The 25,938-nt window shown below is 61.6% G+C and carries 25 protein-coding genes; 12 read left to right on the top strand and 13 right to left on the bottom strand.

Features of this window, described 5'->3' with window-relative positions; all coding sequences use genetic code 11:
• The first annotated feature begins 88 nt into the window (after positions 1 to 88).
• Entirely contained in the window at positions 89 to 1,420 is a 1,332-nt protein-coding gene (locus M8Q45_RS17875) for a dicarboxylate/amino acid:cation symporter (protein ID WP_249875805.1), read from the top strand.
• A gap of 383 nt (positions 1,421 to 1,803) precedes the next feature.
• A complete protein-coding gene (locus tag M8Q45_RS17870) occupies positions 1,804 to 2,985 on the top strand; it encodes a CaiB/BaiF CoA transferase family protein (RefSeq protein WP_249875804.1) in 1,182 nt (393 codons plus the stop codon).
• Between the two features lie 119 nt (positions 2,986 to 3,104).
• Here M8Q45_RS17870 and M8Q45_RS17865 read toward each other — a convergent pair whose 3' ends face one another.
• Together M8Q45_RS17865 and M8Q45_RS17860 are read right to left on the bottom strand one after the other, a co-directional pair.
• The gene (locus M8Q45_RS17865) at positions 3,105 to 3,599 is read right to left on the bottom strand and encodes a SprT family zinc-dependent metalloprotease (protein WP_030142420.1); all 495 of its coding nucleotides are present in this window, start codon (positions 3,597 to 3,599) and stop codon (positions 3,105 to 3,107) included.
• 160 nt (positions 3,600 to 3,759) lie between these two features.
• Positions 3,760 to 4,362, bottom strand: coding sequence for a Yip1 family protein (locus tag M8Q45_RS17860; protein WP_030142419.1), 603 nt, complete (start codon positions 4,360 to 4,362; stop codon positions 3,760 to 3,762).
• A gap of 305 nt (positions 4,363 to 4,667) precedes the next feature.
• On the opposite strand from M8Q45_RS17860, the gene ttcA reads away from it, so the two are divergent.
• Both ttcA and M8Q45_RS17850 read left to right on the top strand, forming a co-directional pair.
• Positions 4,668 to 5,492: a tRNA 2-thiocytidine(32) synthetase TtcA gene (ttcA, locus tag M8Q45_RS17855; RefSeq protein WP_249875803.1), complete on the top strand. Its 825-nt coding sequence runs from the start codon at positions 4,668 to 4,670 to the stop codon at positions 5,490 to 5,492.
• 225 nt (positions 5,493 to 5,717) lie between these two features.
• Positions 5,718 to 6,392: a DNA-3-methyladenine glycosylase I gene (locus M8Q45_RS17850; protein WP_249875802.1), complete on the top strand. Its 675-nt coding sequence runs from the start codon at positions 5,718 to 5,720 to the stop codon at positions 6,390 to 6,392.
• A gap of 99 nt (positions 6,393 to 6,491) precedes the next feature.
• On the opposite strand, the gene M8Q45_RS17845 is transcribed toward M8Q45_RS17850, so the two are convergent.
• The 3 genes from M8Q45_RS17845 to arsC are packed head-to-tail and all read right to left on the bottom strand — an operon-like array spanning position 6,492 to position 7,865.
• A complete protein-coding gene (locus M8Q45_RS17845) occupies positions 6,492 to 6,917 on the bottom strand; it encodes a DUF2069 domain-containing protein (protein ID WP_249875801.1) in 426 nt (141 codons plus the stop codon).
• A complete protein-coding gene (gene wrbA / locus M8Q45_RS17840; RefSeq protein WP_249875800.1) occupies positions 6,910 to 7,515 on the bottom strand; it encodes an NAD(P)H:quinone oxidoreductase in 606 nt (201 codons plus the stop codon). The genes M8Q45_RS17845 and wrbA overlap by 8 nt, the downstream gene beginning before the upstream one ends.
• Positions 7,512 to 7,865, bottom strand: coding sequence for an arsenate reductase (glutaredoxin) (gene arsC, locus M8Q45_RS17835; protein ID WP_249875799.1), 354 nt, complete (start codon positions 7,863 to 7,865; stop codon positions 7,512 to 7,514). Before arsC ends, wrbA begins: the two co-directional genes overlap by 4 nt.
• 104 nt (positions 7,866 to 7,969) lie before the next feature.
• Between arsC and M8Q45_RS17830 the strand changes: the two genes are divergently transcribed.
• Positions 7,970 to 8,434 carry a TlpA disulfide reductase family protein gene (locus M8Q45_RS17830; RefSeq protein WP_249875798.1) on the top strand — a complete coding sequence of 155 codons (465 nt, stop codon included), beginning with the start codon at positions 7,970 to 7,972 and terminating at the stop codon, positions 8,432 to 8,434.
• Positions 8,435 to 8,588: 154 nt separating this feature from the next.
• Here the strand turns inward: M8Q45_RS17830 and M8Q45_RS17825 are convergent, their stop codons facing one another.
• The 4 genes from M8Q45_RS17825 to M8Q45_RS17810 form a co-directional block, all read right to left on the bottom strand.
• Complete coding sequence (locus M8Q45_RS17825; protein WP_249875797.1) at positions 8,589 to 8,993, bottom strand: META domain-containing protein; 405 nt, start codon at positions 8,991 to 8,993, stop codon at positions 8,589 to 8,591.
• Positions 8,993 to 9,427 (bottom strand): hypothetical protein, encoded by a 435-nt coding sequence (locus tag M8Q45_RS17820; RefSeq protein ID WP_030142411.1) that lies wholly within the window; start codon positions 9,425 to 9,427, stop codon positions 8,993 to 8,995. Before M8Q45_RS17820 ends, M8Q45_RS17825 begins: the two co-directional genes overlap by 1 nt.
• A gap of 184 nt (positions 9,428 to 9,611) precedes the next feature.
• Complete coding sequence (locus M8Q45_RS17815) at positions 9,612 to 10,601, bottom strand: 2-hydroxyacid dehydrogenase (RefSeq protein WP_249875796.1); 990 nt, start codon at positions 10,599 to 10,601, stop codon at positions 9,612 to 9,614.
• Between the two features lie 263 nt (positions 10,602 to 10,864).
• Positions 10,865 to 13,615 carry a response regulator gene (locus tag M8Q45_RS17810; RefSeq protein ID WP_249875795.1) on the bottom strand — a complete coding sequence of 917 codons (2,751 nt, stop codon included), beginning with the start codon at positions 13,613 to 13,615 and terminating at the stop codon, positions 10,865 to 10,867.
• Between the two features lie 279 nt (positions 13,616 to 13,894).
• On the opposite strand from M8Q45_RS17810, the gene cysM reads away from it, so the two are divergent.
• The 5 genes from cysM to M8Q45_RS17785 all read left to right on the top strand — a co-directional run bounded on the left by cysM (position 13,895) and on the right by M8Q45_RS17785 (position 20,050).
• Positions 13,895 to 14,797 (top strand): cysteine synthase CysM, encoded by a 903-nt coding sequence (cysM, locus tag M8Q45_RS17805; protein WP_039591907.1) that lies wholly within the window; start codon positions 13,895 to 13,897, stop codon positions 14,795 to 14,797.
• Entirely contained in the window at positions 14,797 to 16,167 is a 1,371-nt protein-coding gene (rlmD, locus tag M8Q45_RS17800) for a 23S rRNA (uracil(1939)-C(5))-methyltransferase RlmD (protein WP_249875794.1), read from the top strand. The genes cysM and rlmD overlap by 1 nt, the downstream gene beginning before the upstream one ends.
• Positions 16,168 to 16,268: 101 nt before the next feature.
• On the top strand, positions 16,269 to 18,515 hold the full coding sequence (gene relA / locus M8Q45_RS17795) for a GTP diphosphokinase (protein ID WP_181288509.1): 2,247 nt from the start codon (positions 16,269 to 16,271) through the stop codon (positions 18,513 to 18,515).
• 135 nt (positions 18,516 to 18,650) lie between these two features.
• The gene (mazG, locus tag M8Q45_RS17790; protein WP_249875793.1) at positions 18,651 to 19,484 is read left to right on the top strand and encodes a nucleoside triphosphate pyrophosphohydrolase; all 834 of its coding nucleotides are present in this window, start codon (positions 18,651 to 18,653) and stop codon (positions 19,482 to 19,484) included.
• Between the two features lie 26 nt (positions 19,485 to 19,510).
• Positions 19,511 to 20,050 carry a DUF2058 domain-containing protein gene (locus tag M8Q45_RS17785; RefSeq protein ID WP_030142404.1) on the top strand — a complete coding sequence of 180 codons (540 nt, stop codon included), beginning with the start codon at positions 19,511 to 19,513 and terminating at the stop codon, positions 20,048 to 20,050.
• Between the two features lie 139 nt (positions 20,051 to 20,189).
• Here the strand turns inward: M8Q45_RS17785 and M8Q45_RS17780 are convergent, their stop codons facing one another.
• The 4 genes from M8Q45_RS17780 to purM all read right to left on the bottom strand — a co-directional run bounded on the left by M8Q45_RS17780 (position 20,190) and on the right by purM (position 23,229).
• Positions 20,190 to 20,384 carry a hypothetical protein gene (locus M8Q45_RS17780; RefSeq protein ID WP_181288507.1) on the bottom strand — a complete coding sequence of 65 codons (195 nt, stop codon included), beginning with the start codon at positions 20,382 to 20,384 and terminating at the stop codon, positions 20,190 to 20,192.
• A gap of 402 nt (positions 20,385 to 20,786) precedes the next feature.
• On the bottom strand, positions 20,787 to 21,500 hold the full coding sequence (locus M8Q45_RS17775) for a DUF3108 domain-containing protein (RefSeq protein WP_030142402.1): 714 nt from the start codon (positions 21,498 to 21,500) through the stop codon (positions 20,787 to 20,789).
• Between the two features lie 8 nt (positions 21,501 to 21,508).
• A complete protein-coding gene (gene purN / locus M8Q45_RS17770; protein WP_030142401.1) occupies positions 21,509 to 22,159 on the bottom strand; it encodes a phosphoribosylglycinamide formyltransferase in 651 nt (216 codons plus the stop codon).
• A gap of 11 nt (positions 22,160 to 22,170) precedes the next feature.
• On the bottom strand, positions 22,171 to 23,229 hold the full coding sequence (gene purM, locus M8Q45_RS17765) for a phosphoribosylformylglycinamidine cyclo-ligase (protein WP_003204658.1): 1,059 nt from the start codon (positions 23,227 to 23,229) through the stop codon (positions 22,171 to 22,173).
• A 365-nt stretch (positions 23,230 to 23,594) separates the two neighbouring features.
• Between purM and M8Q45_RS17760 the strand changes: the two genes are divergently transcribed.
• Together M8Q45_RS17760 and M8Q45_RS17755 are read left to right on the top strand one after the other, a co-directional pair.
• Positions 23,595 to 24,653: a DUF2066 domain-containing protein gene (locus M8Q45_RS17760; protein ID WP_249875792.1), complete on the top strand. Its 1,059-nt coding sequence runs from the start codon at positions 23,595 to 23,597 to the stop codon at positions 24,651 to 24,653.
• 31 nt (positions 24,654 to 24,684) lie between these two features.
• Positions 24,685 to 25,758 (top strand): AI-2E family transporter, encoded by a 1,074-nt coding sequence (locus tag M8Q45_RS17755; RefSeq protein WP_030142397.1) that lies wholly within the window; start codon positions 24,685 to 24,687, stop codon positions 25,756 to 25,758.
• The last annotated feature ends 180 nt before the right edge of the window (positions 25,759 to 25,938 follow it).

Here is a 25,938-nt window from a genome sequence, read left to right as displayed (position 1 = left end):
AATCCCTCCAGTGCAGGAGGGTTCGCAATTGAGGTGTCGTGGACAACAGGTGGATGTTGTCACACGGGACTCTTGAGGAAGGTTTGCCATGACGACTCGTCAGCCACTGTACAAATCCCTGTATTTCCAGGTGATCGTAGCCATTGCCATCGGCATTTTGCTCGGTCACTTCTACCCGCAGACCGGCGTTGCCCTCAAGCCGTTCGGTGACGGGTTCATCAAACTGATCAAGATGGTCATCGCCCCCATCATCTTCTGCACCGTCGTCAGCGGCATCGCTGGCATGCAGAACATGAAATCGGTCGGCAAGACCGGCGGCTACGCGCTGCTGTACTTCGAAATCGTTTCCACCATCGCCCTGCTGATCGGCCTGGTCGTGGTCAACATCGTGCAACCGGGCAACGGCATGCACATCGACGTGTCGACCCTGGACACCAGCAAGATCGCCGGTTTCATTTCTGCCGGTAAAGACCAGAGCATCATTGCCTTCATCCTCAACGTGATCCCGAACACCATCGTCGGTGCGTTCGCCAACGGCGACATCCTGCAAGTGCTGATGTTCTCGGTGATCTTCGGTTTTGCCCTGCATCGCCTGGGTGCCTACGGCAAGCCGGTGCTGGACTTCATCGATCGCTTCGCCCACGTGATGTTCATCATCATCAACATGATCATGAAGCTGGCGCCGCTCGGTGCGTTCGGTGCCATGGCCTTCACCATCGGCGCCTACGGTGTCGGTTCGCTGGTGCAACTGGGCCAGCTGATGATCTGCTTCTACATCACCTGCGTGGTGTTCGTGCTGGTGGTGCTGGGCGCCATCTGCCGCGCCCATGGCTTCAGCGTCGTCAAACTGATCCGTTACATCCGTGAAGAGCTGCTGATCGTGCTGGGCACGTCCTCCTCGGAATCGGCCCTGCCGCGCATGCTGATCAAGATGGAGCGCCTGGGTGCCAAGAAATCCGTGGTTGGCCTGGTGATCCCGACTGGCTATTCGTTCAACCTCGACGGTACCTCGATCTACCTGACCATGGCCGCGGTGTTCATCGCCCAGGCCACCGATACCCCGATGGACCTGACTCACCAGATCACCCTGCTGGCGGTGCTGTTGTTGTCCTCCAAAGGTGCGGCTGGCGTGACCGGTAGCGGCTTCATCGTGCTGGCGGCCACCCTGTCGGCCGTGGGCACCTTGCCGGTGGCCGGCCTGGCACTGATCCTGGGCATCGACCGCTTCATGTCCGAAGCCCGCGCCCTGACCAACCTGGTGGGCAACGCCGTTGCCACGATCGTGGTCGCCAAGTGGGTCAAGGAGCTGGACGAAGACCAGTTGCAGACCGAACTGGCTTCCGGTGGCCGTGGCATCTCCGATGTCCGTGAAGAAGACGACGTGGTTGCAGCGGCTGATACCGCAGTGCCCGTGAAGTAATCTTCGGCTTGTCACGAAAAACCCGCTTCGGCGGGTTTTTCGTTGGGCGCTATTTATCGGCAGACTGGCGCTGGGCCCTGTAGGAGCTGGCGTAGCCTGCGATCTTTTGATCTGTCGCTTGAGATTCAAGCGTTTGGGGAAAGATCGCAGCCTCGTTGCACTCGGCAGCTCCTACGCAGCTCCTACGCAGCTCCTACGCAGCTCCAATGCAGCTCCAATGCAGTTTCCACGTAGCAGCTCCTCCAGGGTCCAGCGGGAGCAAGCTCCCTCGCCACCATGAAGTTGCGCTGAGCATAATTCTCAGCCCAAACGCTTCCCTTGGTAATTGCCCCACCGCCAGCCCCTGCCTAGTCTTGGATGCACATTCAAAGCGGAGATCTTCCATGCAAGGTCCATTGGCATCGCTCAAGGTTCTGGATTTTTCGACCCTATTGCCAGGGCCGTTCGCCTCGCTGTTGCTGGCGGACATGGGCGCCGAGGTGCTGCGCATCGAATCGCCGGACCGTCCGGATCTGCTGCGGATCCTGCCGCCCCACGACCAGGGCGTCTCGGCCAGCCATGCCTACCTCAACCGCAACAAGCGCAGCCTGGCGCTGGACCTCAAGCAGCCGGCGGCGCTGGAGATCATCAAACGGCTATTGGCCGACCATGACATTCTGTTGGAACAATTCCGCCCCGGTGTGATGGAGCGGTTGGGCCTGGGGTATGAAGCGCTGAAAGCGATCAATCCGCGGCTGATCTACGTGTCGATCACCGGCTACGGCCAGACGGGGCCCTACAAGGACCGCGCCGGCCATGACATCAACTACCTGGCCCTGGCGGGTCTGGCCAGCCATACCGGCCGTGCCGACAGCGGCCCGTTGCCGCTGGGGATCCAGGCGGCAGACATCGCTGGCGGTTCGCTGCATGGGGTGATCGGGCTTTTGGCGGCGGTGATCGCCCGTCAGCAGAGCGGGCAGGGCCAGCACTTGGACGTGAGCATGACCGATTGCGTTTTCAGCCTGAATGCCTTGGCCGGTGCCGGTTACCTGGCTTGCGGCGTGGAGCCGGCGCGGGAAAATCACGTGCTGAACGGCGGTAGCTTTTATGATTATTACCGCACCCGCGATGGCCGCTGGATGTCGGTGGGCAGCCTGGAGCCGGCTTTCCTGCAGGCATTGTGCGAAGCGCTGGGGCGACCGGAGCTGGCAGCGCAGGGATTGTCGTCCGAGCCTGGGCAACAACACCTGCTGAAACGGGAGCTGCAGACCGAATTCGAAAAATACGATTTCACTGAGCTCCGGACGATGTTCGCCAAGGTCGATGCCTGCGTCGAGCCGGTGCTGGGGCTGGACGAGGCGCTTGAGCATCCTCAGTTGAAAGCTCGGGACCTGGTCACCCAAGTGCCCCGTGGTGATGGCTCGCGACAGCCGCAGATCGCCTGTCCGTTGAAGTTTTCCGAAGGGCTGCCCGGGCCGCGGCATATCGGCGCGAGGCTGGGGGAGCATACGGACCAGGTATTGGGGGCGTTGGGGTTCAGTGCGGAGCGGATCAATCAATTTCGCAGTGACAGGGTGGTTGTGTAGCGACCGTCAGGGCCCTATCGCGAGCAAGCTCGCTCCCACAGGGGATTAATGTCGGTCACGGATCCAGTGTGGGAGCGAGCTTGCTCGCGATGAGGCCAGTCCAAACACTACAAAAAGCACTATTCGACCCGCGTCTCCCCACTAAACACCAAGGTATTGCGACAACTGCGGCACAAATACCGCCGCCCCTGACGCACCAGGCGGTGGCGCTGGGCCGTGAACGGGAAATCGCTGCCGTCGCACGGGCATTTATAAATGTAGCGGGTCGCGGTGCGGCGTTTGATCTCGTAGGTGTGGCAACGGTTGGGTGGCAGTTCGTAGACCCCACGCATGATCAGTTGCCATTCCTCGCCATGGGCCTGGATACGGTCGCCAAATAGCTGATGGGCAATCAGGTGCGCCACTTCGTGGGCAACGGTCTGCTTGAGGAAGTCTTCGGCGTTTTCCTGGTACAGCTGTGGGTTGAAGCGCAGCAGGTTTTCATGCAAATGCGCGACGCCGGCTTTCTGGCCGCGCAACTTGAGGCTGACCACCGGGCGCTTGAAAGGACGTTTGAAAAAGGATTCGGCTTGTTGGTAACACTCTTCGACGCGGGTATTGAGTTGCTCGAGCATGCTTTACGGGTCTCCAGAAAGGCGAGTATGCCGCAAGCGCTGGCCGTTGCGAATCGCCCAGGTGCCCAGTGGTCGTCCCGGCAGATCCCGAGACAGAGGAAGGCCGCCTTGCGGCGGCCTGTGGTGGCAGATCGTTTTTTTGTTGGAGAGCCTCAATCCTTCAATTGGTATAGACCGGACCCACGCCCAGCCCCCAGACAATCACCGTGAACGCCATGATAGCCACCAGCACCACCAGGCCCACGGCAAGCACCGAGCTGGAAAACAGGAAGCCTTCGTCCTGGGGAATGTTCATGAACGTCGGCAGGCCTACGTACAACAGGTAGACGGTGTAGCAGATCGCCGCAGTGCCGACGATCATCCCCAGCCACATGTGGGGATAGAGCGCCGCCAGGCCACCAATGAACAATGGCGTCGCGGTATAGGTGGCAAACGCGACACACCGGGCCAGGCTCGGGCTGGCGTCATAGGTGCGGGCCATCCAGTGAATGAACGCCCCCATCACCGCCACGCCGCCCAACATGGCCAGGTAGGACATGATGGTCATCCACAGCGCGCTTTCCTGGGTGAGCATGACCGGTGGACGATTGCCGATGACCCATCCCACCTGCGTGGTACCGATGAACGCCGACACCGCCGGGATGGCCGCCAGGATCAACGTGTGGGTGAGGTACATGTGGCTGATGCTTTCCTCCTGATCGCCACGGATTTCTTTCCATTCTTGATCAGGGTGGGTAAAGAGCCCCACGACATGATGGATCATAGTCAGTCACTCCTTTGTTATTGCCATCGCCCCCCAACGGAGCGCCTACGGGCCAAGTGGCCGGGTAAGTTAAGGTCTGTAAGTGTGTGCGACCTTATGCCGCAGTATAGGAAGGAGTGGCCGTCAGGGGGATAGCGTGCTTAGAGCAAATCGCGCTGTAGGCGAGACGGCTGATAGCTAAAAGCCTCAAGCCGCAAGCTGCAAGGAGAAGCGCCGCGCCCGGCTTGCAGCTTGTGGCTTGTAGCTTGCCGCTGCTTGAAAAGCTAAAATGCCGGCCTTTCGTCACACCTCACGGATTTCGCGTCATGGGCACTCTTACGGTCAACCAGAACAAACTGCAAAAGCGCCTGCGCCGCCTGGCCGGTGAGGCGGTCGCCGACTACAACATGATCGAGGACGGCGACAAGGTCATGGTCTGCCTGTCCGGCGGCAAGGATAGCTACACCTTGCTCGACGTGCTGATGTATCTGCAGAAGGTTGCACCGATCAAGTTCGACATCGTCGCGGTGAACATGGACCAGAAGCAGCCCGGGTTCCCCGAGCATGTGCTGCCGGCCTACCTCGAGTCGCTGGGCGTGGAATATCACATCGTCGAGAAAGACACCTATTCGGTGGTCAAGGAACTGATTCCCGAGGGCAAGACCACCTGCTCGCTGTGCTCACGCCTGCGCCGCGGGACGCTCTACACCTTCGCCGACGAGATCGGCGCGACCAAGATGGCCCTGGGTCATCACCGCGACGACATCGTCGAGACGTTCTTCCTGAACATGTTCTACAACGGCTCGCTCAAGGCCATGCCACCCAAGCTGCGTGCCGACGACGGGCGCAACGTGGTGATTCGCCCGTTGGCCTATTGCAACGAGAAGGACATCCAGGCCTATTCGGATTTCAAGCAATTCCCGATCATTCCCTGCAACCTGTGCGGCTCCCAGGAAAACCTCCAGCGCCAAGTGGTCAAGGAGATGCTCCAGGAATGGGAACGCAAGACTCCGGGGCGTACCGAGAGCATTTTCCGCGGCTTGCAAAACGTCATCCCGTCGCAACTGGCGGACCGCAACCTGTTCGATTTTACCAACCTGCGCATCGATGAAAACGCCACGCCGCGGTTCGTCAATGTGGTGAATCTCTGACGGCTCCAACCTTTTTTCTTCACGGCGCGGTGGCCTGTGTGGCCTGTTCGTTAGTTCAACTTCGGATGCCAGAAGTCCATAGCCAAGGCGCTGTGACGAGTCATAGCCCGCTATGGCGAGGAGCAGCAACGCAGGATATGGGCTCCTGGCGCCGAAGTTGACTAACAGAACGGGCCATACAGGCCACTTAGAGCGCCGTTTTCGTTTCCGACCCCAGGAGAGGGCATGCGCGATTACAAGTGGCTGCACGAGTATTGTCTGAACCGCTTCGGTTCGGCGGCTGAACTGGAAGCCCGTCTGCCGGTGCCCAAGACCCCGGCGCAACTGCGCAAGATCAGCGACGACCGCTACCTCTCGACCATGGCCCTGCGGGTCTTCCGCGCCGGGCTCAAGCACAGCCTGGTGGACGCCAAGTGGCCGGCGTTCGAAGAGGTGTTCTTCAAGTTCGACCCGGAGAAAGTCGTGCTGATGGGTGCCGAGCACCTGGAGCGATTGATGCAGGATACGCGGATCATCCGCCACCTGGGCAAGCTCAAGAGTGTGCCGCGCAACGCGCAGATGATATTGGACGTGGCCCATGAAAAGGGTAGTTTCGGCGCGCTGGTCGCCGACTGGCCGGTGACTGACATCGTCGGCCTGTGGACCTACCTGAAAAAGCACGGCCATCAACTGGGCGGCCAGTCGGCACCGCGTTTCCTGCGAATGATGGACAAGGATACCTTTTCGACCAGTTATGACGTCGTGGCGGCGCTCAATGCCCAGGACATCATCGACAAAGTCCCCACCAGCCAGCGGGACCTGGCGACGGTGCAGAATGCTTTCAACCAGTGGCATGAAGAAAGTGGCGGGCGGCCGATGTCGCAGATATCGATGATGCTGGCTTACACAGTGAATCATTGAGACCGCGTAGCGCCCATCGCGAGCAAGCTCGCTCCCACAGGGAATTTTCAGCGTTCAAAAACCCAGTGTGGGAGCGAGCTTGCTCGCGATAGCGGTGTATCAGGCGACGGAGATCTCTCCCTCGCCCGCCAACCTTCGATTCAACTGAAACCGCCAGCGCACATACAGCAACGCCGAGCAGAACACCGCCACGCTCGCCGCCATTTCCAGCACGCCGAACCACTGCCGGTTCGGGTCGTACGCGGCCAATGCGCCCTTGATGAAATACAGATTCACCACGAAACACATCCAGGAATGCCCGCGGGCGCTGCCGATGAGCATGCCTGGCGCGAGGATCAACAGCGGCACCAGCTCGATCAGCAGGATCACCCAAGGGCGCGCGCCGTGCAGGTCGGCGATCAGCAGGTAGTACGCACTGAGCAACCCCACCAAACCGAAGAAGCACAGCAGGCTGAGCGTGCGGGCGATGCGTACGCGCGGTTCCAGCCAGTGGATGGGCGGCAGGATCTTGGGCTTTTTAGCCACGGCCGTTCTCCAGCAATAGAGCGGTTTTCGCCAGGCGCAGGCCCAAGGCCCTGCACAGCTCGACTTCATGGGCGTTCAAGCCGCTTTTGCCGTCGGCGCCGGCGTGATGGCTCGGGCCGTAGGGCGTACCGCCACCCAGGGTGTCGATCAGGGCTGATTCGCTGTAGGGCAGGCCGGTGATCAACATGCCGTGGTGCAGCAGGGGCAACATCATCGACAACAGCGTGGTTTCCTGGCCGCCATGCAGGCTGGCGGTGGAGGTGAACACGCCGGCCGGCTTGCCCACCAGGGCGCCGGTCAGCCAGAGGTTACTGGTGCCGTCGAGGAAGTATTTGAGCGGCGCGGCCATGTTGCCGAAACGGGTCGGGCTGCCCAAGGCCAGGCCGGCGCAGTGCTTCAGGTCATCGAGCGTGGCGTACAGCGGGCCCTGTTCCGGGATATCCGGCGACACCGCTTCGCATTCCGTGGAAATCGCCGGCACGGTACGCAACCTGGCTTCCAGCCCGGCCTGCTCGACGCCCCGGGCAATTTGCCGGGCCATTTCGTTGGTGGAACCGCTGCGGCTGTAATACAACACCAGGATGTACGGCGCAGTCACGGCAGGATCTCCAGGATCTTCTCCGGCGGACGGCCGATCACGGCTTTTTCACCGGCTTCGAGGATCGGCCGTTCCATGAGTTTCGGGTGGGCGACGATGGCGGCGATCAGATCGTCCTCGGCCAGGTTTTCGTCGGCCAGGTTCAGGGTCTTGTACTCGTCCTCGCCCGTGCGCAGCAATTGTCGCGCGCCGATTTCGAGCTTGCCCAGCAGGCGCTTGAGCTGCGCGGCGTCCAGCGGGGTTTCCAGATAGCGGACGACGGTGGGCGCCAGGCCACGGGCTTCCAACAGTTCCAGCGCACCGCGGGATTTCGAGCAGCGCGGGTTGTGATAAAGCGTCAGATCAGTCATGAGCGGGTCGCATCTTGCGTAAGGTGGCGGCTATTCTACTGTGCAGCGAGGCGCCTAGCACCTGATGGGCGGCCAGCGTTCACATTTCAGGCAAGGATTGGCACATGACAAGGCGATTGGCGGCGGCAATGACATTCATCGGCATTTTATTGCTCGCCGGCTGTGGAAACGATTACGGCGTGGATCAGCACGGCCAGCCCATTGCTTCGCAACGGTTGGACAAACAATGGGTGGTGCTCAATTACTGGGCCGAGTGGTGCGCGCCATGCCGCACTGAAATTCCGGAATTCAATGCCTTGGCCGAACAGCTCAAGGGACGGAACGTGGGGGTGTTCGGCGTCAACTTCGATCAGGTACAGGGCGAGGAACTCAAGAGTGCCAGCGACAAGATGGGCATTCATTTCACCGTGCTGGCCCGTGACCCGGCCGAGATCTTCGACCTTCCACGCAGCGAAGGACTGCCGGTGACCTACATCATCGATAACCAAGGCAAGGTGCGTGAGCAGTTGCTGGGCGAGCAGACGGCGGCGGGGGTGATGGCCAGGCTTGAGGCGTTGCAGGCACTGTAGGAGCCGTAGGAGCTGCCGAAGGCTGCGATCTTTTGATCTTTCCCAAGACACTTGAGTCTCAAGCGAAAGATCAAAAGATCAAAAGATCAAAAGATCGCAGCCTTCGGCAGCTCCTACGGTGCAGTCCAGCGGGAGTGAGTCCTGGCCGCGAGCCTCAGCCTTCTTCCAACCACCAGCGCAGCGGCTTGCCCTGGGCGGGCCAGAAACGCATCTGTTCGATGGGCGAAACGTCCCAGCGCTCTACCTTCTCCAGCGCCTGCAGGAAACGGGTCTCCTGCTCCATGACCGCCGGGGCGCAGCGTTTGCGGGTACTGCCAACCTTGCCGAAACTCAACCGATGGCCTTCCAGGGTATACGGTGCGAACCAGTGGTTGCAGCCGGCATTGCCATAGGCCCGGCCATCATCGCCGAGGGTGATGGTCAGGTGGCTGTAGTCCATCAACGGCCGCTCGCCGATCCATTCAAGGATGTAGCTGCGGTTTTGCTGCAGTTGCACCGGCTCGCCGGCACAACCCAGCAGGCCGGTGCCGATCAGCGCGGCCAGGACCAGGCGTTTCATCAAGCGGCTTCCTGGCATTGAGGGCACAGGTGTTTTTCGCCGACGGTCGTCCAGCCCAACTCGGCGATGCGCGCAGTAGCGGCTGGCTTCTGGGCCTTGGTGCCAAGCTTGGCATCGACGGCGAACTCGAAGCTCAGTTCCTTGGCGCAACGGTCGCAATTGACCTGCCAGGTGTGGATTGCCAGTTCACCGAACACCGGGCCGGTGGTCATGGCAGTCCATTGGCCCATCGGCTTGAGCAGATGGCGAACGGTGTCCACGGTCAGGCGCATGGACAGGTCCTTGCTGCCCTTGAGGGTAACCAGCAATACATCGTTGGCCTGGATCGAACCGCCGTTGCCGGTGACCTGGTAGCGACCCGGCGCCAGGGCGCGGACCTCGGTCAAGGTGTGCTGTGGGTTCATCAGGGTGTAGCGGAAATCGTGTTCGGCCATGGGTCCTCCAAATAGGCGCGACATGCTAGCACGGGGCATGGCTTGGGCATGGACTCGATGAAAGGCTGGCCGACGAAACTCCATCCATCCCTTGTGGGAGCCTGCTCGCGAAAGCGGTATATCAGTCGGCAATGATGTCAGCTGACACACCGTATTCGCGAGCAGGCTCGCTCCCACAGGGAGGCTAGTTGGCTATCAGGTTCTGCGGCGCGCCGGCGGCCCAGGCCGCGATATTGTCCAAGGTGGTGGTGGCGATCGCCGCCAAGGCTTCCCGAGTCAGGAAGGCCTGGTGCGCGGTCACGACGACATTGGGAAAGGTCAGCAGCCGTGCGAGAACGTCGTCCTGCAACGGCAGGTCGGAGCGGTCTTCGAAGAAGAGTTGGGCTTCTTCCTCGTAGACATCGAGTCCCAGATACCCCAACTGGCCGCTTTTCAACGCTTCGATCAGCGCCGGCGTGTCCACCAGGCCGCCGCGACCGGTGTTGATCAGCATCGCGCCGCGCTGCAGGGTTTCCAGGGAGCGGGCATTGATCAGGTGTCGGCTCTGTTCGTTGAGTGGGCAGTGCAGGCTGACGATTTGCGCATGCGCCAGCAAATCATCCAAGGGCACATACCGGACGCCCAGGGCTTCGACCTGGGGATTGGGATAAGGGTCGTACGCCAGCAACTGGCAGCCGAAGCCGGCCATGATCCGGGCGAAGGTCGCGCCGATCTGGCCGGTACCGACCACGCCCACCGTCTTGCCCACCAGGTCGAAACCGGTCAGCCCGTTGAGGCTGAAATTGCCATCCCGGGTGCGGTTGCAGGCCCGGTGCAGGCATCGGTTGAGCATCATGATCAACGCCACCGCGTGTTCGGCCACGGCGTGGGGCGAGTAGGCCGGCACCCGGACGATGCTCAATCCCAGGCGTTTGGCGGCGGGCAGGTCGACATGGTTGTAGCCGGCCGAACGCAGGGCGATCAGCCGCGTGCCGCCTTCAGCCAGACGTTCCAGCACCGGGGCGCTGAGATCGTCGTTGATGAAGGCGCACACCACCTCGTGCCGTTCGGCCAGGGCCACGGTGTCGAGGTTCAGGCGTGCGGGTTGAAACTGCAGCTTCAGGTTGGCAGGTACGGGCGCATTGCTGAAACTGTCGCGGTCATAGGTCTGGCTGCTGAAAAGAATGGCGCGCATGGCGGCCTCCTGGCAAAAAAACAAGCCCGTAGGAACGTAGGACCGTAGGACCGTAGGAGCTGCGTAGGAGCTGCGTAGGAGCTGCGTAGGAGCTGCCGAGTGCAACGAGGCTGCGATCTTTCCCAGAACACTTGAATCTCAAGCGAAAGATCAAAAGATCAAAAGATCAAAAGATCGCAGCCTCGTTGCCCTCGGCAGCTCCTACAGTCCGGGGTCGGAGCGTGGATTTTCAGTGATTCCGATTTCCAGGGTATTGCCCTGGATCAGGCACTGATACGCGCCTCACTGGCCAGGCGATCGATGGCGCGCTCCAGGTCCTCAAGGGCCGCCGCCGCTTTGGGATCCTGCTGTTTGAGCAGGGTTTCGCTGCGCTGGCAGGCCGCGCGCAATTGCGGTACGCCGCAATAGCGCGTGGCACCGTGCAGACGGTGGACCCGTTCGATCAGGGCGTTGTGATCGTTGGCTTCGCTGGCCTGGCGAATCGCTTCGCGGTCGGCTTCCAGCGAGGCCAGCAGCATAGCCAGCATGTCTGCTGCCAGATCGGCCTTGCCCGCGGCCAGCCGCAAGCCTTCTTCGTGATCGAGTACCAGCAGCTCTCCGCTGCCATGGCCGTCCCAGCCTCGGTCCGGCACTTGGTTGCGCAAGGCCAGGCCGGTCCACTTGAGCACGACCTGGGCCAGTTGCCGCTCGCTGATGGGCTTGGTCAGGTAGTCATCCATGCCGCTTTGCAGCAAGGCGCGTTTCTCGTTGGCCATGGCGTGGGCGGTGAGGGCGACGATCGGCAGCGGCGAGCAGTGCCGCTCGCTTTCCCACTGGCGAATCGTCTCGGTGCTCTGGCGACCGTCCATGCCGGGCATCTGCACGTCCATCAAGACCAGGTCGAAGGTTTCCTTCTGCACGGCCTTGACCGCTGCGTAACCACTTTCCACCGCAAGCACCCGGGCGCCCATGTCCTCGAGCAGGGTCTGCACCAGCAGCAGGTTGGCCGGGTTGTCGTCCACGCACAGCACTTTGGGGGCACGGCTGGGCGCCGGTTCGTTGGGTTCGTTGCGCAATGGGCGCGGATTGACCAGGTCGGACAGCGAGCGGCGCAACTTGCGGGTGCAGGCGGGCTTGGCCTGGAGCTGGCTGTGTGGGTTGGGAACAGAGAGGTGATACAGCGTCTGCTCGGTGGTCGGGCAAAGCACGAGGACCTTGCAGCCCAGGTGTTCCAAGTCCCAGATGTGCTGGTTGAGGCGTTCCGGCGGCATGTCGTTGCTGGTGATGCCGAGCACGGCCAGGTCGATGGCCTGGTCGGTCTGGTGGGCCACGGTGACGCCGTTGGTCAGGTTTTCCAACGAATTGAACGGCGTGACCTGCAGGCCGCAATCTTCAAGTTGGTGCTGCAAGGCCTGGCGCGCCAGCTCATGATTTTCCAGGACGGCGACGCGTCGACCCAGCAGCGGTGGGCCGGGCAAGTCCTCGGCGTCGTCCCGGGTCCTGGGCAGGCGCAGGCTGATCCAGAACTCCGAGCCTTCGCCGGGGGTACTGTCCACGCCGATCTCGCCACCCATCTGCTCCACCAGCCGCTTGGAAATCACCAGGCCCAGCCCCGTGCCGCCGGGTTGCCGGGACAATGAGTTATCGGCCTGGCTGAAGGCTTGGAACAGCGCCCGTACGTCCTGGGCGGAGAGGCCGATGCCGGTGTCCTGGATGCTGATGCGCAATTGCACGCTGTCTTCATGCTCGTCTTCGAGCATGGCGCGGGCGACGATGGTGCCTTCGCGGGTGAACTTGATCGCATTGCTCACCAGGTTGGTGAGGATCTGCTTGAGGCGCAGCGGATCGCCCACCAGCGACAACGGCGTGTCGCGGTAGACCAGGCTCACCAATTCCAGCTGCTTGGCATGGGCGGCGGGGGCGAGGATGGTCAGGGTGTCCTGCAACAGGTCCCGCAGGTTGAACGGGATGTTGTCGAGCACCAGCTTGCCGGCTTCGATCTTCGAAAAGTCGAGGATCTCGTTGATGATCCCCAGCAAGCTGTCGGCGGATTTTTCGATGGTGCCCAGGTAGTCAAGCTGGCGCGGGGTCAGTTCGCTTTTTTGCAATAAATGGGTGAAACCCAGGATGCCGTTCAGCGGCGTGCGGATTTCATGGCTCATGTTTGCCAGGAATTCGGATTTGATCCGGCTCGCCTCCAGGGCTTCCTTGCGCGCCAGGTCCAGCTCGATGTTCTGGATCTCGATGGTTTCCAGGTTCTGGCGCACGTCTTCGGTGGCCTGGTCGATGCTGTGCTGCAATTCTTCCTGGGCATTCTGCAACGTGCCGGCCATGCGATTGATGCCCGACGCCAACTCATCCAGTTCCTGGCTGCCCAGCGGCGGCAGGCGGGTTTCCAAGTGGCCATCCTTGAGCTGCGCCACGGCCTGCTTGATCTGGCTCAGCGGGCGATTGATGGTACGACCCATGCGCAAGGCCAGCAGCCCGGTGCATCCCAGGCCGGCGGCGATCAGCAACAGGCTGGCGAACAGGCTGCGATAGCCGCGCAGCAACATGCCGCTGTGGGACAACTCCAGCTCGACCCAGCCCAGCAGGCGGTCGGCTTCCTCGGGAATCAGTTCACCCGCCAGGTTGCGGTGCTTGCCGAACACCGGCAGCAGGTAACGCGTCGCGTCGTTACCGGTGCGTTGCAGCAACTGCGTACTGTTGCCGTCGGGCGCGCGGTTGAGCATGGTCGGGCCGGCATGGGCCAGGGGCGAGCGGTCGGGGGCGAGGAAGGTTACGGCGCGTACGTCCGCTTGCTCAAGGGACTGGGTGGCGATGCGCTCCAGCAGATCGGTGTCATGCCGGCTCATCGCCGGCGCAACCAGCGGGGCCAGCTGTTCGGCGATCATCTCGCCCCGTTGCAGCAACTGGGCGTGCAAATCCGCTTGCTGCACCCAGGTGAAATAGCCGCCCAGGACCAGCGCCATCAGGCTGGTCGGCAACAGGGTCAGCAACAGGACGCGGCCTTTGATTCCCAGTTTCTTGAGCACACTTGTCTCCTGCATCCAGCGGTCTGATTGAGCTTTGCGCGCATCCGGCACGCAATACCTGCGCAGTGTAGCGATTTGCGGGCGGGTGATCTTCGTAAAAATTCACGGACGCTGGGTTCGTGATCCAGGTGGACCGCAATCCGGGGAAGTCGGGCACCGGGGGGCTGGGTATGCGCTTGCTTATTCCCATAAGCCATAACCCCCTTACTTTGCGTGATATGGCCTGGCGGGGTTTGCCGGTATGATAGGCGCCCCCGCAGCCCGGATTGCGAATACGCCATGACTTTGCAGTACCCCACCATCGCCGATTGCGTCGGCAACACTCCGCTGGTTCGTTTGCAGCGCCTGCCCGGCGCGACCAGCAATACGCTTCTGCTCAAGCTCGAAGGGAACAACCCGGCGGGTTCGGTCAAGGACCGCCCGGCGCTGTCGATGATCACCCGTGGCGAGTTGCGCGGGCAGATCCAGCCCGGCGATACGCTGATCGAGGCGACGTCCGGCAACACCGGCATCGCCCTGGCGATGGCCGCGGCGATCAAGGGTTACAAGATGATTCTGATCATGCCCGACAACTCCAGCGCCGAGCGCAAGGCCGCGATGACGGCTTATGGCGCCGAGCTGATCCTGGTGACTCAGGAAGAAGGCATGGAAGGTGCTCGCGACCTGGCCGAGCGCATGCAGGCCGAGGGCCGTGGCAAGGTGCTGGATCAGTTCGCCAACGGTGACAACCCCGAGGCCCACTACACCACGACGGGCCCGGAGATCTGGCGCCAGACCGACGGCACGATCACCCATTTCGTCAGTTCGATGGGCACCACTGGCACCATCATGGGCACCTCGCGCTATTTGAAAGAACAGAACCCGAACGTACAGATCGTCGGCCTGCAACCGATGGAAGGCTCGGCGATCCCCGGCATTCGCCGCTGGCCCCAGGAATACCTGCCGAAGATCTACCAGGCCGAGCGCGTGGACCGGATCATCGACATGGCCCAGAGCGAAGCCGAGGACGTGACCCGTCGCCTGGCTCGCGAAGAAGGCATCTTCTGCGGCGTGTCTTCCGGCGGTGCCGTGGCGGGGATGCTGCGCTTGTCCAGGGAAGTTGAGAATGCAGTGATCGTCGCGATCATCTGCGACCGTGGCGACCGTTACCTGTCGACCGGCATCTTCGACGCGCCCAACTGATGGCCAAGCAAGAAAGAGGCTTGCGCTTCCAGCCCAGCGGCGGAAGCCGGGCCCCGCAGGTGCCCACCGGCAAGAAGCAGCGTCTGACCATCGAGCGCCTGGCCAACGATGGCCGTGGCATTGCCTTTGTCGACGGGCGCACCTGGTTTGTCATCGGTGCACTGGCTGGCGAAGAGGTCGAGGCGCGGGTGCTCGGTGCCCACGGCAAAGTGGTCGAGGCCCGCACCGAACGGGTGTTTTCGGCCAGCGAGCTGCGTCGTGCCGCGCCGTGTGTCCATGCCGGTCGCTGCGGCGGATGCAGCGTCCAACATTTGCCCCACAACGAACAACTCGCCCTGAAACAGCGCATGCTCGCCGAGCAGTTGTCACGGGTGGCGGGCGTCGAGCCGGAGGAGTGGGCTGAGCCTTTGAGCGGGCCGGAATTCGGTTACCGGCGTCGCGCCCGGGTGGCGGTGCGTTGGGACCAGAAGGCGAAGAAACTCGAAGTCGGTTTCCGTGCCGTCGGCAGCCAGGACATCGTCGCCATCGACGACTGTCCAGTGCTGGTACAGCCCTTGCAGCCGATCATGAGCCGCTTGCCGGAAATGCTTCGCCGCTTGGGCAAACCCCAGGCATTGGGCCACGTGGAACTGTTCGCCGGCTCATCCCTGGCGCTGTTGTTGCGGCACATGGCGCCGCTGTCGGACGCCGACCTGACGCTCCTCAAGGATTTCTGCGCCCTCCACGAAGCCCAGTTATGGCTGCATGGCGAAGGCGAGCCGCAACCGGTCGATCCGGGATTGTCCTTGGGCTATCGCCTGGAAACCTGGGGCCTGGACCTGGCTTACCGGCCAGGGGATTTCATCCAGGTGAATGCCGCCGTCAACGAGGCGATGGTCGCCCAGGCCTTGCAATGGCTGGCGCCTCGATCCGAAGAACGCGTGTTGGATCTGTTCTGTGGCCTGGGCAATTTTGCCTTGCCGCTCGCCAAAAGCGTGCGCGAGGTGGTGGCGGTGGAGGGTGTGCAGACCATGGTCGACCGTGCGGCCGCCAACGCCCTCAGCAACAATTTGCATAACACTGCTTTTTTTCAGGCCGATTTATCCCAGCCTTTGGCGGGTGCCGAATGGATCGGCGAAGGCTTTTCTGCGGTACTCTTGGACCCACCCCGTGACGGTGCTTTCGAGGTGGTGCGCAAGCTGTCGTCCCTGGGTGCCAGACGGTTGGTTTATGTATCGTGCAACCCGGCAACTTTGGCCCGGGATACGGTCGAACTGATCAAGCAGGGCTACCGGTTAAAACGTGCCGGGATTCTCGATATGTTTCCTCAAACGGCGCATGTCGAGGCCATGGCGTTATTTGAAGCGAGCCAGGATGGCTTGTCCGACTGACCCGTTCGTGCCAGTCCGCCACGGCCCTGGGCGGAAACACGGGCAACGAAGGTCAGCGATGTTGACGCATTGAATCTGCGTCGTAGGGAAGGTAAGTAAAGATGGTACAGGTGAGAGCACACCAGCCGATCAACACCGACGGCAGTATCAATCTCGAGGCTTGGCTCGATCACGCGGTCAGTATCGACACGGCACTGGATCGCGAAGCCTTGAAGGCCGCCTGCGAGTTCGCTCGCGAGGCGGAACAGCAACACAACGCGGCGAAGAACCTGTGGTCCGAAGGCACGTCGAGTTTCCAGACGGGCCTCGAGATCGCGGAAATTCTCGCCGACCTCAAGCTGGACCAGGATTCACTGGTCGCCGCGGTGCTGTACCGTGGCGTGCGCGAAGGGCAGATCCAGTTGCCAGTGGTCAGCCAGCGCTTCGGCACCGTGGTCGCCAAGCTGATCGACGGCGTGCTGCGCATGGCGGCGATCAGCGCCAGCCTCAGCCCGCGCCAGTCCATGGTGCTGGGCACCCAGGGCCAGGTGGAAAACCTGCGCAAGATGTTGGTGGCGATGGTTGACGACGTGCGCGTCGCATTGATCAAGCTGGCCGAGCGCACCTGCGCGATCCGTGCCGTGAAATCCGCCGACGACGAGAAGCGCAATCGCGTTGCCCGGGAAGTTTTCGACATCTATGCACCGCTGGCCCACCGCCTCGGTATCGGTCATATCAAGTGGGAGCTGGAAGATTTGTCCTTCCGCTACCTGGAACCCGACCAATACAAGCAGATCGCCAAGCTGCTGCATGAGCGACGCCTGGATCGCGAGCGCTTCATCACCGATGTGATGACTCAGTTGCGCGAAGAACTGCAGGCCACCGGTGTGGAAGCCGATATCAGTGGCCGCGCCAAGCACATCTATTCGATCTGGCGAAAAATGCAGCGCAAAGGGCTGGAATTCAGCCAGATCTATGACGTTCGCGCCGTTCGTGTGCTGGTTCCGGAAATGCGCGACTGCTACACCGCGCTGGGGATCGTCCACACCTTATGGCGGCACATTCCGAAGGAGTTCGACGACTACATCGCCAACCCCAAGGAAAACGGCTATCGCTCGTTGCACACCGCGGTGATCGGTCCCGAGGGCAAGGTACTGGAAGTGCAGATCCGCACCCACGCCATGCACGAAGAAGCCGAGCTGGGCGTCTGCGCCCACTGGAAATACAAGGGCACCGACGTCAAGTCCGGCTCCAACCATTACGAAGAGAAAATCTCCTGGTTGCGCCAGGTGCTGGAATGGCACGAGGAACTGGGTGATATCGGCGGCCTGGCGGAACAGCTGCGGGTCGATATCGAACCTGACCGGGTCTACATCTTCACGCCCGACGGCCATGCGATCGACTTGCCGAAGGGTGCGACGCCGCTGGACTTCGCTTACCGGGTCCACACCGAGATCGGCCACAACTGCCGTGGTGCCAAGATCAACGGGCGGATCGTGCCGCTCAACTACAGCCTGCAGACCGGTGAGCAGGTCGAGATCATCACCAGCAAGCACGGCACGCCGAGCCGCGACTGGTTGAACCCGAACCTGGGCTACATCACCACTTCCCGGGCGCGGGCAAAAATTGTCCATTGGTTCAAATTGCAGGCCCGCGACCAGAACGTCGCCGCCGGCAAGACCTTGCTCGAACGCGAGTTGAGTCGCCTGGGCCTGCCGCAGGTGGACTTCGACAAGCTGGCCGAAAAAGCCAACATGAAGACTGCCGAGGACATGTTCGCGGCCCTCGGTGCCGGCGACCTGCGCCTGGCGCAATTGGTCAACCTCGCCCAGCAACTGGTGGAGCCGGAGCGCGGCAATGAACAACTGGAGCTGATCCCGCGCAAGGCCACGGGCTACAAGCCTGGCAAGCGCGGCGACATCCAGATCCAGGGCGTGGGCAACCTGATGACCCAGATGGCCGGCTGCTGCCAGCCGTTGCCGGGGGATGCGATCGTCGGCTACATCACCCAGGGCCGTGGCGTGAGTATTCACCGCCAGGACTGTGCCTCGGTGCTGCAACTGGCAGGGCGCGAACCGGAACGGATCATCCAGGTCAGTTGGGGCCCGGTACCGGTGCTCACCTACCCGGTGGACATCATCATCCGCGCGTACGACCGCTCCGGCCTGCTGCGCGACGTGTCCCAGGTATTGCTCAACGAGCGCATCAACGTGCTCGCGGTCAACACCCGCTCGAACAAGGAAGACAACACCGCGCTGATGTCCCTCACCATCGAGATTCCGGGGCTGGATGCATTGGGGCGGTTGCTGGGGCGGATTTCCCAGTTGCCGAACATCATCGAGACGCGGCGTAACCGGACACCAGGTTAAGCGCTGGTTGTCTTGGTTTATGTGGGAGCGAGCTTGCTCGCGATAGCGGTATATCAGACGCATCAAGGTTATCTGACCCACCGCAATCGCGAGCAAGCTCGCTCCCACAGGGCTTTTTTGTGACGGGATGGATTGATGTACAGCCTCGAAGACCTGCTCCACCTGATGAATCGCCTGCGGGACCCGCAATACGGGTGCCCGTGGGACATCAAGCAAACCTACGCCACCATCGTCCCCCATACCCTGGAAGAAGCCTATGAAGTGGCCGATGCGATCGAGCGCGGCGATTTCGATCACTTGCAGGGCGAATTGGGCGACTTGCTGTTCCAGGTGGTGTATTACAGCCAGCTGGCCCGGGAAGAGAACCGTTTCGAATTCGCCGGCGTGGTCGACAGCATCACCCGCAAGCTGATTCGTCGCCATCCCCACGTATTCCCGACCGCAGACCTCTACGCGCCCGTGGATATCCCGCGCCTGAGCGAAGAGCAGGTCAAGCAGCGCTGGGAAGAAATCAAGGCCGAAGAGCGCGCCGAGAAGGCTTCGGCGCCCGAGCAATTGTCCTTGCTCGACGACGTCCCGGCGGCGCTGCCGGCCTTGTCCCGTTCGGCAAAACTGCAGAAGCGTGCCGGCCAGGTGGGTTTCGACTGGCCGGGGCCGTTGCCGGTTCTCGACAAGGTCAGGGAAGAGCTGGACGAAGTGCTTGAAGCCATGGCGGACAACGATCCCGCGGCCATCAGCGATGAGGTGGGCGATCTGTTGTTCAGCGTGGTCAACCTGGCGCGACACCTCAAGGTGGACCCGGAGACAGCCCTGCGTGGCGCCAACGCAAAGTTCGAGCGGCGTTTCCGATTTATCGAACAGGCATTGCGCGACACCCACCGTCCCATGGAAGATTGCACCCTCGAAGAGTTGGACGCCTTGTGGGGCGAAGCCAAACGTCAGGAAAAGAATTTGCCCAGCTGTGGCTGAGGCCGTTGCCTAAGTGAGTAAGCACCATGAGCCTTTCCCTTCGCGACCAGTTGCTCAAAGCAGGGCTGGTCAACCAAAAGCAGGCCAAGCAGGTCGGCAAAGAGAAACAGAAACAGCAACGCCTGGCCCACAAAGGCCAGATCGAGCTGGATGATTCCCAGCAACGTGCTGCCCAGGAAGCCATGGCCGAGAAGGTCAAGCGCGACCAGGAACTCAATCGCCAGCAGCAGGAAAAGGCCGAGCAGAAAGCCCGGGCTGCGCAGATCAAGCAATTGATCGAAGTCTCGCGCCTGCCGAAGTTGACCACTGAGGACTACTACAATTTTGTCGACGACAAGAAGGTCAAGCGCATCTCGGTCAATACGCTGATGCGCAACAAGCTGAGCAGCGGCTCCCTGGCGATCGTTCACCATGCCGGCGGCTACGAAGTGATCCCGCGTGAGGCCGCCCTGAAGATCCAGGAGCGCGACCCCAAGCGCATCGTCCAGCTCAACACCCAGACCGAAGAAGTGGATGCCGATGATCCGTACGCGGCGTATCAGATTCCTGATGATTTGATGTGGTAAGCAGGGCGCAATGCCATTGAGTTGAAACACAAAACCTGTGGGAGCGAGCTTGCTCGCGATGGCGGTCTATCAGTGACAGAGATGTTGGCTGATGCCCCGCTATCGCGAGCAAGCTCGCTCCCACAGGTGTTTTGTGTGTTCAGGATTGCGCGGTCTCACGCAAGCGCTGCCGCTCCTCACGCTCCAGCTCGGCCTTGTAGCTGTGGGCGTCCGTCTCGGAGTGGAACATCCCTACCAGCATGTCCTGTTGATGCACGTCCCAGATCCGGATGCCGGCGGCAATGCCTTCGTGGGACATATGGGCGTCGTCGCGTTCAGTTACTTTCACAGTCATCTTGCAAGCTCCAATCTCTGTTATCTGCAGCAAGGCGTGTGCAGGACTTTGTTATAGATTTTGGTAGCGTGCTAAGTAAATGCCCCGGTTCGTTAAGAAGTTTTCATGGAAAGCGCAACCATCCTGCAGGCCAGGCAGGGCGCGGCATTCGGTCGCAGGTGGTGTTCATGAAAAAGATTTCATGTCGCCAGGCGTGAGCGCAAATAAAACCTGTGGGAGCGAGCTTGCTCGCGATAACTGTGTGTCAGTTGATAGTGGAGTTGGCTGATCCGGCGCTATCGTCGGATCGCCGCCCGGAGCAAGCTCGCTCCCACAGGTTTACTCCCACAGGCCCATCGGCCGGGTTGAAATCCGGCAACAAAAAGCCCCGCATTTGCGGGGCTTCGTGTTATCGCCGCGGGATCAGCTGCCTTTCACAGCCTTGCCGTTGACCGTGCCGTCCTGGAGCATGATGTTGTACTCCTTGCCGTCGGTCTCGACCTGTTGCAGGCGCACCAGCAGGTAGTCCCAGTCCTTGGCGAACCAGAGCACGGTGATGCGCTTGCTCTGTGTCGGGTCGCGCACGCGCTCGACCTTGATCGCGTCGATCTGGCCGGCCTTGGTGTCGACTTTTTCCGAGCCCAGCACGCGGAAATCATAGGTATCGATTTCGCCATCATCGACGACCTGATAGCTCATGCTTTTCTTGCCGGCCGCCACGTCATGCTGCAGGGCAAGTTGATAGGTTGACTTGTCGACCATGCCCCGGTTCAGCGGGATCTTGACCGCGTCACCGCGATCGGTGCCGGTGACCATCTTGGTGTTCCAGTCGAAGTCCAGGTCGGCCTTCTTGGCCTTGCCCAGGCCACCGCGCTCGAAGTGATAGGACTGCGGAAGCAACGTGTCCTTGTCCAGCGTCAGGGTGCTTTCTTCGGTCAGGCTGGCGATCATCATCGAAGCCTTGAAGCTCAGCTTCCAGGTACCGTTTGCCTCCTTGGTCAGGCTGCGCTCGGCGGTTCCGCTCATGGGCAACTGTTTCCAGTCGGCGGTGTAGCTGGCGGAGAACGGTTGAAGGTCTGCGGCCTGTGCCAGGGGCAAGGCAAGCAGAGCGCAAGCGAAGAGCAGGGCGCGACGCATAAAATCTCCTAGTATCGAATCAAATGGCCGCTGGCGGCGAGCAATTGGCCGTCCAGTGAAGCACCGCGATCGTCGAGGGTCAGCCGTCCTTCGGCAAACCAACGCACGGCCATCGGGTAGATCTGGTGCTCGCGGGCATGGACCCGTTGCGCCAGGCTTTGCGGCGTGTCGTGCAACTCTACCGGTATTACTGCCTGTACGACCAGTGGTCCGCCATCGAGTTCCTCGGTGACAAAGTGCACCGAGCAGCCATGCTCCGTGTCTCCGGCCTCCAGCGCTCGCTGGTGAGTGTGTAACCCTTTGTATTTGGGCAGCAGCGAGGGGTGGATATTGAACAGGCGTCCCTGGTAGTGCCGCACGAAGCCAGCGCTGAGAATGCGCATGAAGCCTGCGAGTACGACCAGTTGCGGATTGAAGGTGTCGATCTGTTCGATCAACGCGGCGTCGAAGGCTTCGCGGCCCTCGAACGCCTTGTGATCCAGGACGCGGGTGTCGATTCCCGCATCCTTGGCGCGTTGCAGGCCGTAGGCATCGGCGCGGTTGGAGATCACCGCGCGGATGCGGACCGGGCTGTCGCCGGTCCGCGTGCTATCGATCAGGGCCTGCAGGTTACTGCCGGTGCCGGACAGCAGCACCACGACGTTACAGGTTGCAGGCATCTGCTCGTGCATCAATGTGCCTTAAGATTTTTCAGCTCGACTTGTGCCGCGCCTTCCGCCGCAGTGGCGATCTGGCCGATGACCCAAGGCTGTTCGCCGGCTTCACGCAATACGTTCAGGGCGGTTTCGACGTGCTCCTGGGCCACGCAGATGACCATGCCCACGCCGCAGTTCAGCACGCGGTGCATTTCGGTTTCATCGACGTTGCCTTTTTCTTGCAGCCAGTCGAATACCGCCGGGCGGGTCCAGCTCGCCACGTCGACCACGGCCTGGGCGCCTTTTGGCAGCACGCGCGGGATGTTGTCCAGCAGGCCGCCGCCAGTGATGTGGGCCATCGCCTTGACGGCGCCGGTGTCCTTGATCAGCTTGAGCAACGGCTTGACGTAGATGCGGGTCGGGGCCATCAGCAGGTCGGCCAGCGGCTTGCCGTCGAGCTGGGTGTTCTCGATGTCGGCGCCGGACACTTCGATGATCTTGCGGATCAGCGAGTAGCCGTTGGAGTGCGGACCGGAGGACGGCAGGGCGAGCAGGGCATCGCCAGCCGCGACTTTCGAACCGTCGATGATCTCGGCTTTTTCCACGACGCCGACGCAGAAGCCGGCCAGGTCGTAGTCTTCGCCTTCGTACATGCCAGGCATTTCAGCGGTTTCGCCGCCGACCAGGGAGCAACCGGACAGCTCGCAGCCGGCGCCGATACCGGTCACGACCTGGGCAGCGGTGTCGACGTTCAGCTTGCCGGTGGCGTAGTAGTCAAGGAAGAACAGCGGTTCGGCGCCGCAGACCACCAGGTCGTTCACGCACATGGCCACCAGGTCGATGCCGATGCTGTCGTGCTTGTTCAGGTTCAAGGCCAGGCGCAGCTTGGTGCCGACGCCGTCGGTGCCCGAGACCAGGACCGGTTGCTTGTAACCGGCCGGGATCTCGCAGAGGGCGCCGAAACCGCCCAGGCCGCCCATGACTTCCGGGCGCGCGGTGCGCTTGGCGACGCTCTTGATGCGTTCGACCAATGCTTCACCGGCGTCGATGTCTACACCGGCGTCCTTGTAGCTCAGGGAGGGTTGCTTGCTCATGATCCAGGCCTTTAAAGGGGGGATTTCTGGGTAACGACCGATCGCCGGGGCCGTTGAATAACCGTTGTACGAATTATTCCGGGTGCCCAGCCATTGCCGGTCTGCGAAGGCGCGCGATTTTATCAGGCTTGTGGAGCAGCGGCCATCCTCGTGCCGACGGGCAGGGACATATCCGCCAAAAAAAACCGATATTTCTTGTATTGGTACTGTGCGACGCGTCTGTATAAGGTGTAGCGGTAAGCGACTATGGTTATGACCGTGGAAACTTGCATCGGGCAGGTGAATGTTTTGCCAGGTGCCGTGTCACAGCCATGCTCAATCTTCTCCACACGGCCGGTGGCAGCCGTTATGTCCGGGAATCTTCCATGCGTTTGTTCAAATTCTTGCCTGTTGGCTGCTTGTCGCTGATCAGCCTCGCGAGCCATGCCGAAACCCTCAATAACCTTTACCAGGTGCGTGAGCCGGTCAGCAGCCAGGCGCCGGACGAGCGTAACCAGGCGACATTGCGAGCCCTGGACACCTTGGTGCTGCGCCTGACCGGTGACACCAAGGCCGCGCAGAACCCAGGCCTGGCGTCGATCCGCAAGGACCCGCAGCAAATCATTCTTCAATATGGCTACGATGCCGGTCCGCCTGAGAGCCTGCAGGTCGATTTCGATCCCGCCAGCACCGATCGCGCGTTGCGCTCGGCGGGTCTATCGCTTTGGGGAGCGAATCGTCCTTCGATCCTGGCCTGGTGGCTGAATGATTCGGCGGAAGGTTCCAGCTTGGTGGGGGATGGGCAAGGCAGCGCTACGCCGCTGCGCCGTGCCTCCCAGCACCGGGGTTTGCCGTTGCACTTGCCGCTGGCGGACCTGAGCGAGCAGATTGTCGCGACGGCACCCAACCTGGAAGGCAATGATCCCGCCCCGTTGCGCAGTGCTTCGGAGCGTTATGGCTCCGATGCCTTGCTGGCCGTCCACGCGAAAGAAGAGGGCGGCCAATGGCAAGCGACTTGGCGCCTGTGGTTGGGCGACCAGCGCGAACAAGGCAGCGCGCAAGGGGCTGATCCAGCGGCGTTGGCCGATGCCGTCATGTTGGCGGTGAGCCAGCGCCTGGCACCACGCTTCGTGGCCAGGCCGGGTGTGGCGACCGAGCAGTTGCTGGAAGTGCGGGGCATGAGTCTTGAGCGTTACGCGGCGCTGGGGCGATTGCTCGAACCGTTCGGTGGGCAGTTGCAACGGGTCGAGGGTGACATGAGTTTCTACAAGGTCAACGGCAGTGCCGAGCAGTTGAAGGCGCAGTTGGCCCTGGCGAAGCTGCAGGAAATCCCCGCCGGTGAGGCTGTAGCACCAACGCCTGCGGTCCAGCCCGCCGTCGATGGGACCGTTGCGCCCGCCCAGCCAGCACCAGCGCCGGCGGCCAATCTGCGGTTCCGCTGGTAGTTTCTTCTTTATATAGGGTCAGGAGTGGTTCATGGGCGATACGCGGCGTTGGTTCTGGTTGGGTGGGGTCGCCCTGCTGATTGCATTTATCTACTTGCTGCACCCGATCCTCACGCCGTTCCTGGTTGCGCTGCTGTTGGCCTATCTGTTCGATCCGGTGGTGGATCGCCTGGAGAAGCTCGGGCTGTCCAGGACCTGGGGCGTAGTGGCGGTGTTCGCGCTGTTTACCTTGATCGTCAGCGCCCTGTTGCTGGTGCTGATTCCCATGCTCGCCAAGCAACTGTTTCGCCTGTATGAACTGGCGCCACAGATGCTCGACTGGCTCCAGCACAGCGCGGTGCCATGGGTGCAGTCGAAGCTGGGGCTGGCGGACGGCTTCTGGAAATTCGACAGGGTCAAGGCCGCCATCAGCGAGCACATGGGCCAGACCACCGATATCGTCGGGGTTGTGTTGAGCCAGGCCACGGCTTCGAGCCTGGCGTTGATTGGCTGGCTGGCGAACCTGGTGCTGATTCCGGTGGTGGCCTTCTATCTGCTGCGTGACTGGGACCTGATGATGGCCAAGATCCGCAGCCTGCTGCCGCGTCATCGCGAAGAACGCATCATGACCCTGACCGGCGAATGCCATGAGGTGCTGGGCGCCTTTGTGCGCGGGCAGTTGCTCGTCATGGTGGCGCTGGGCTTCATCTATGCCGCCGGGTTGATGCTGGTGGGGCTGGAGCTTGGGTTGTTGATCGGGATGATTGCCGGGTTGGCGGCCATCGTGCCCTACATGGGGTTTGTCATCGGCATCGGCGCGGCGCTGGTCGCCGGGCTGTTCCAATTCGGCGGCGACCTGTACCCCATGGTCGGCATCGTGGCGGTGTTCATGGTCGGACAGGCCCTGGAAGGCATGGTACTGACGCCCTTGCTGGTAGGCGATCGCATTGGCTTGCATCCGGTGGCGGTGATCTTCGCGATCCTGGCCGGTGGCGAGTTGTTCGGTTTTACCGGGATTTTGCTGGCGCTGCCGGTGGCAGCGGTGATCATGGTGCTGGTGCGTCACGTGCACGATCTGTACAAGGATTCGGACATCTATAGCGGCGTCGAAGACCCCGACCTGTAAGGCCAAGGGCGCGCGCGGTGTCAGGGAAACTGACGCTGCGCGCCCTTGTCGCTGCAAACCTTTGATTTTCCTCGTGGTCCGGTGCATTGTGCGGTCCGCGTCACGGGTATAAACTTTGCGAACTTTACACAGAGGCCACTAGGCTTTCGTGCGAAAAGTAGCCGAGCGGCGATCAGGCAA

Origin of the sequence: Pseudomonas sp. T1.Ur (assembly GCF_023516725.1) — a bacterium.
Lineage (GTDB): Bacteria > Pseudomonadota > Gammaproteobacteria > Pseudomonadales > Pseudomonadaceae > Aquipseudomonas > Aquipseudomonas alvandae.
This window is presented reverse-complemented; position numbering and strand designations above follow the sequence as displayed.

Bases quoted from the DNA above. Each gene is read 5' to 3' on its own strand.
- arsC (WP_249875799.1), bottom strand. From the start codon at position 7,865: ATGACTGATCTGACGCTTTATCACAACCCGCGCTGCTCGAAATCCCGC.
- purM (WP_003204658.1), bottom strand. From the start codon at position 23,229: ATGAGCAAGCAACCCTCCCTGAGCTACAAGGACGCCGGTGTAGACATC.
- M8Q45_RS17780 (WP_181288507.1), bottom strand. From the start codon at position 20,384: ATGACTGTGAAAGTAACTGAACGCGACGACGCCCATATGTCCCACGAA.
- rlmD (WP_249875794.1), top strand. From the start codon at position 14,797: ATGGCCAAGCAAGAAAGAGGCTTGCGCTTCCAGCCCAGCGGCGGAAGC.
- M8Q45_RS17850 (WP_249875802.1), top strand. From the start codon at position 5,718: ATGCGCGATTACAAGTGGCTGCACGAGTATTGTCTGAACCGCTTCGGT.
- purN (WP_030142401.1), bottom strand. From the start codon at position 22,159: ATGCCTGCAACCTGTAACGTCGTGGTGCTGCTGTCCGGCACCGGCAGT.
- M8Q45_RS17775 (WP_030142402.1), bottom strand. From the start codon at position 21,500: ATGCGTCGCGCCCTGCTCTTCGCTTGCGCTCTGCTTGCCTTGCCCCTG.
- mazG (WP_249875793.1), top strand. From the start codon at position 18,651: ATGTACAGCCTCGAAGACCTGCTCCACCTGATGAATCGCCTGCGGGAC.
- M8Q45_RS17760 (WP_249875792.1), top strand. From the start codon at position 23,595: ATGCGTTTGTTCAAATTCTTGCCTGTTGGCTGCTTGTCGCTGATCAGC.
- M8Q45_RS17825 (WP_249875797.1), bottom strand. From the start codon at position 8,993: ATGAAACGCCTGGTCCTGGCCGCGCTGATCGGCACCGGCCTGCTGGGT.
- M8Q45_RS17875 (WP_249875805.1), top strand. From the start codon at position 89: ATGACGACTCGTCAGCCACTGTACAAATCCCTGTATTTCCAGGTGATC.
- ttcA (WP_249875803.1), top strand. From the start codon at position 4,668: ATGGGCACTCTTACGGTCAACCAGAACAAACTGCAAAAGCGCCTGCGC.
- M8Q45_RS17785 (WP_030142404.1), top strand. From the start codon at position 19,511: ATGAGCCTTTCCCTTCGCGACCAGTTGCTCAAAGCAGGGCTGGTCAAC.
- cysM (WP_039591907.1), top strand. From the start codon at position 13,895: ATGACTTTGCAGTACCCCACCATCGCCGATTGCGTCGGCAACACTCCG.
- M8Q45_RS17860 (WP_030142419.1), bottom strand. From the start codon at position 4,362: ATGATCCATCATGTCGTGGGGCTCTTTACCCACCCTGATCAAGAATGG.
- M8Q45_RS17870 (WP_249875804.1), top strand. From the start codon at position 1,804: ATGCAAGGTCCATTGGCATCGCTCAAGGTTCTGGATTTTTCGACCCTA.
- M8Q45_RS17820 (WP_030142411.1), bottom strand. From the start codon at position 9,427: ATGGCCGAACACGATTTCCGCTACACCCTGATGAACCCACAGCACACC.
- M8Q45_RS17755 (WP_030142397.1), top strand. From the start codon at position 24,685: ATGGGCGATACGCGGCGTTGGTTCTGGTTGGGTGGGGTCGCCCTGCTG.
- M8Q45_RS17830 (WP_249875798.1), top strand. From the start codon at position 7,970: ATGACAAGGCGATTGGCGGCGGCAATGACATTCATCGGCATTTTATTG.
- relA (WP_181288509.1), top strand. From the start codon at position 16,269: ATGGTACAGGTGAGAGCACACCAGCCGATCAACACCGACGGCAGTATC.
- M8Q45_RS17815 (WP_249875796.1), bottom strand. From the start codon at position 10,601: ATGCGCGCCATTCTTTTCAGCAGCCAGACCTATGACCGCGACAGTTTC.
- M8Q45_RS17865 (WP_030142420.1), bottom strand. From the start codon at position 3,599: ATGCTCGAGCAACTCAATACCCGCGTCGAAGAGTGTTACCAACAAGCC.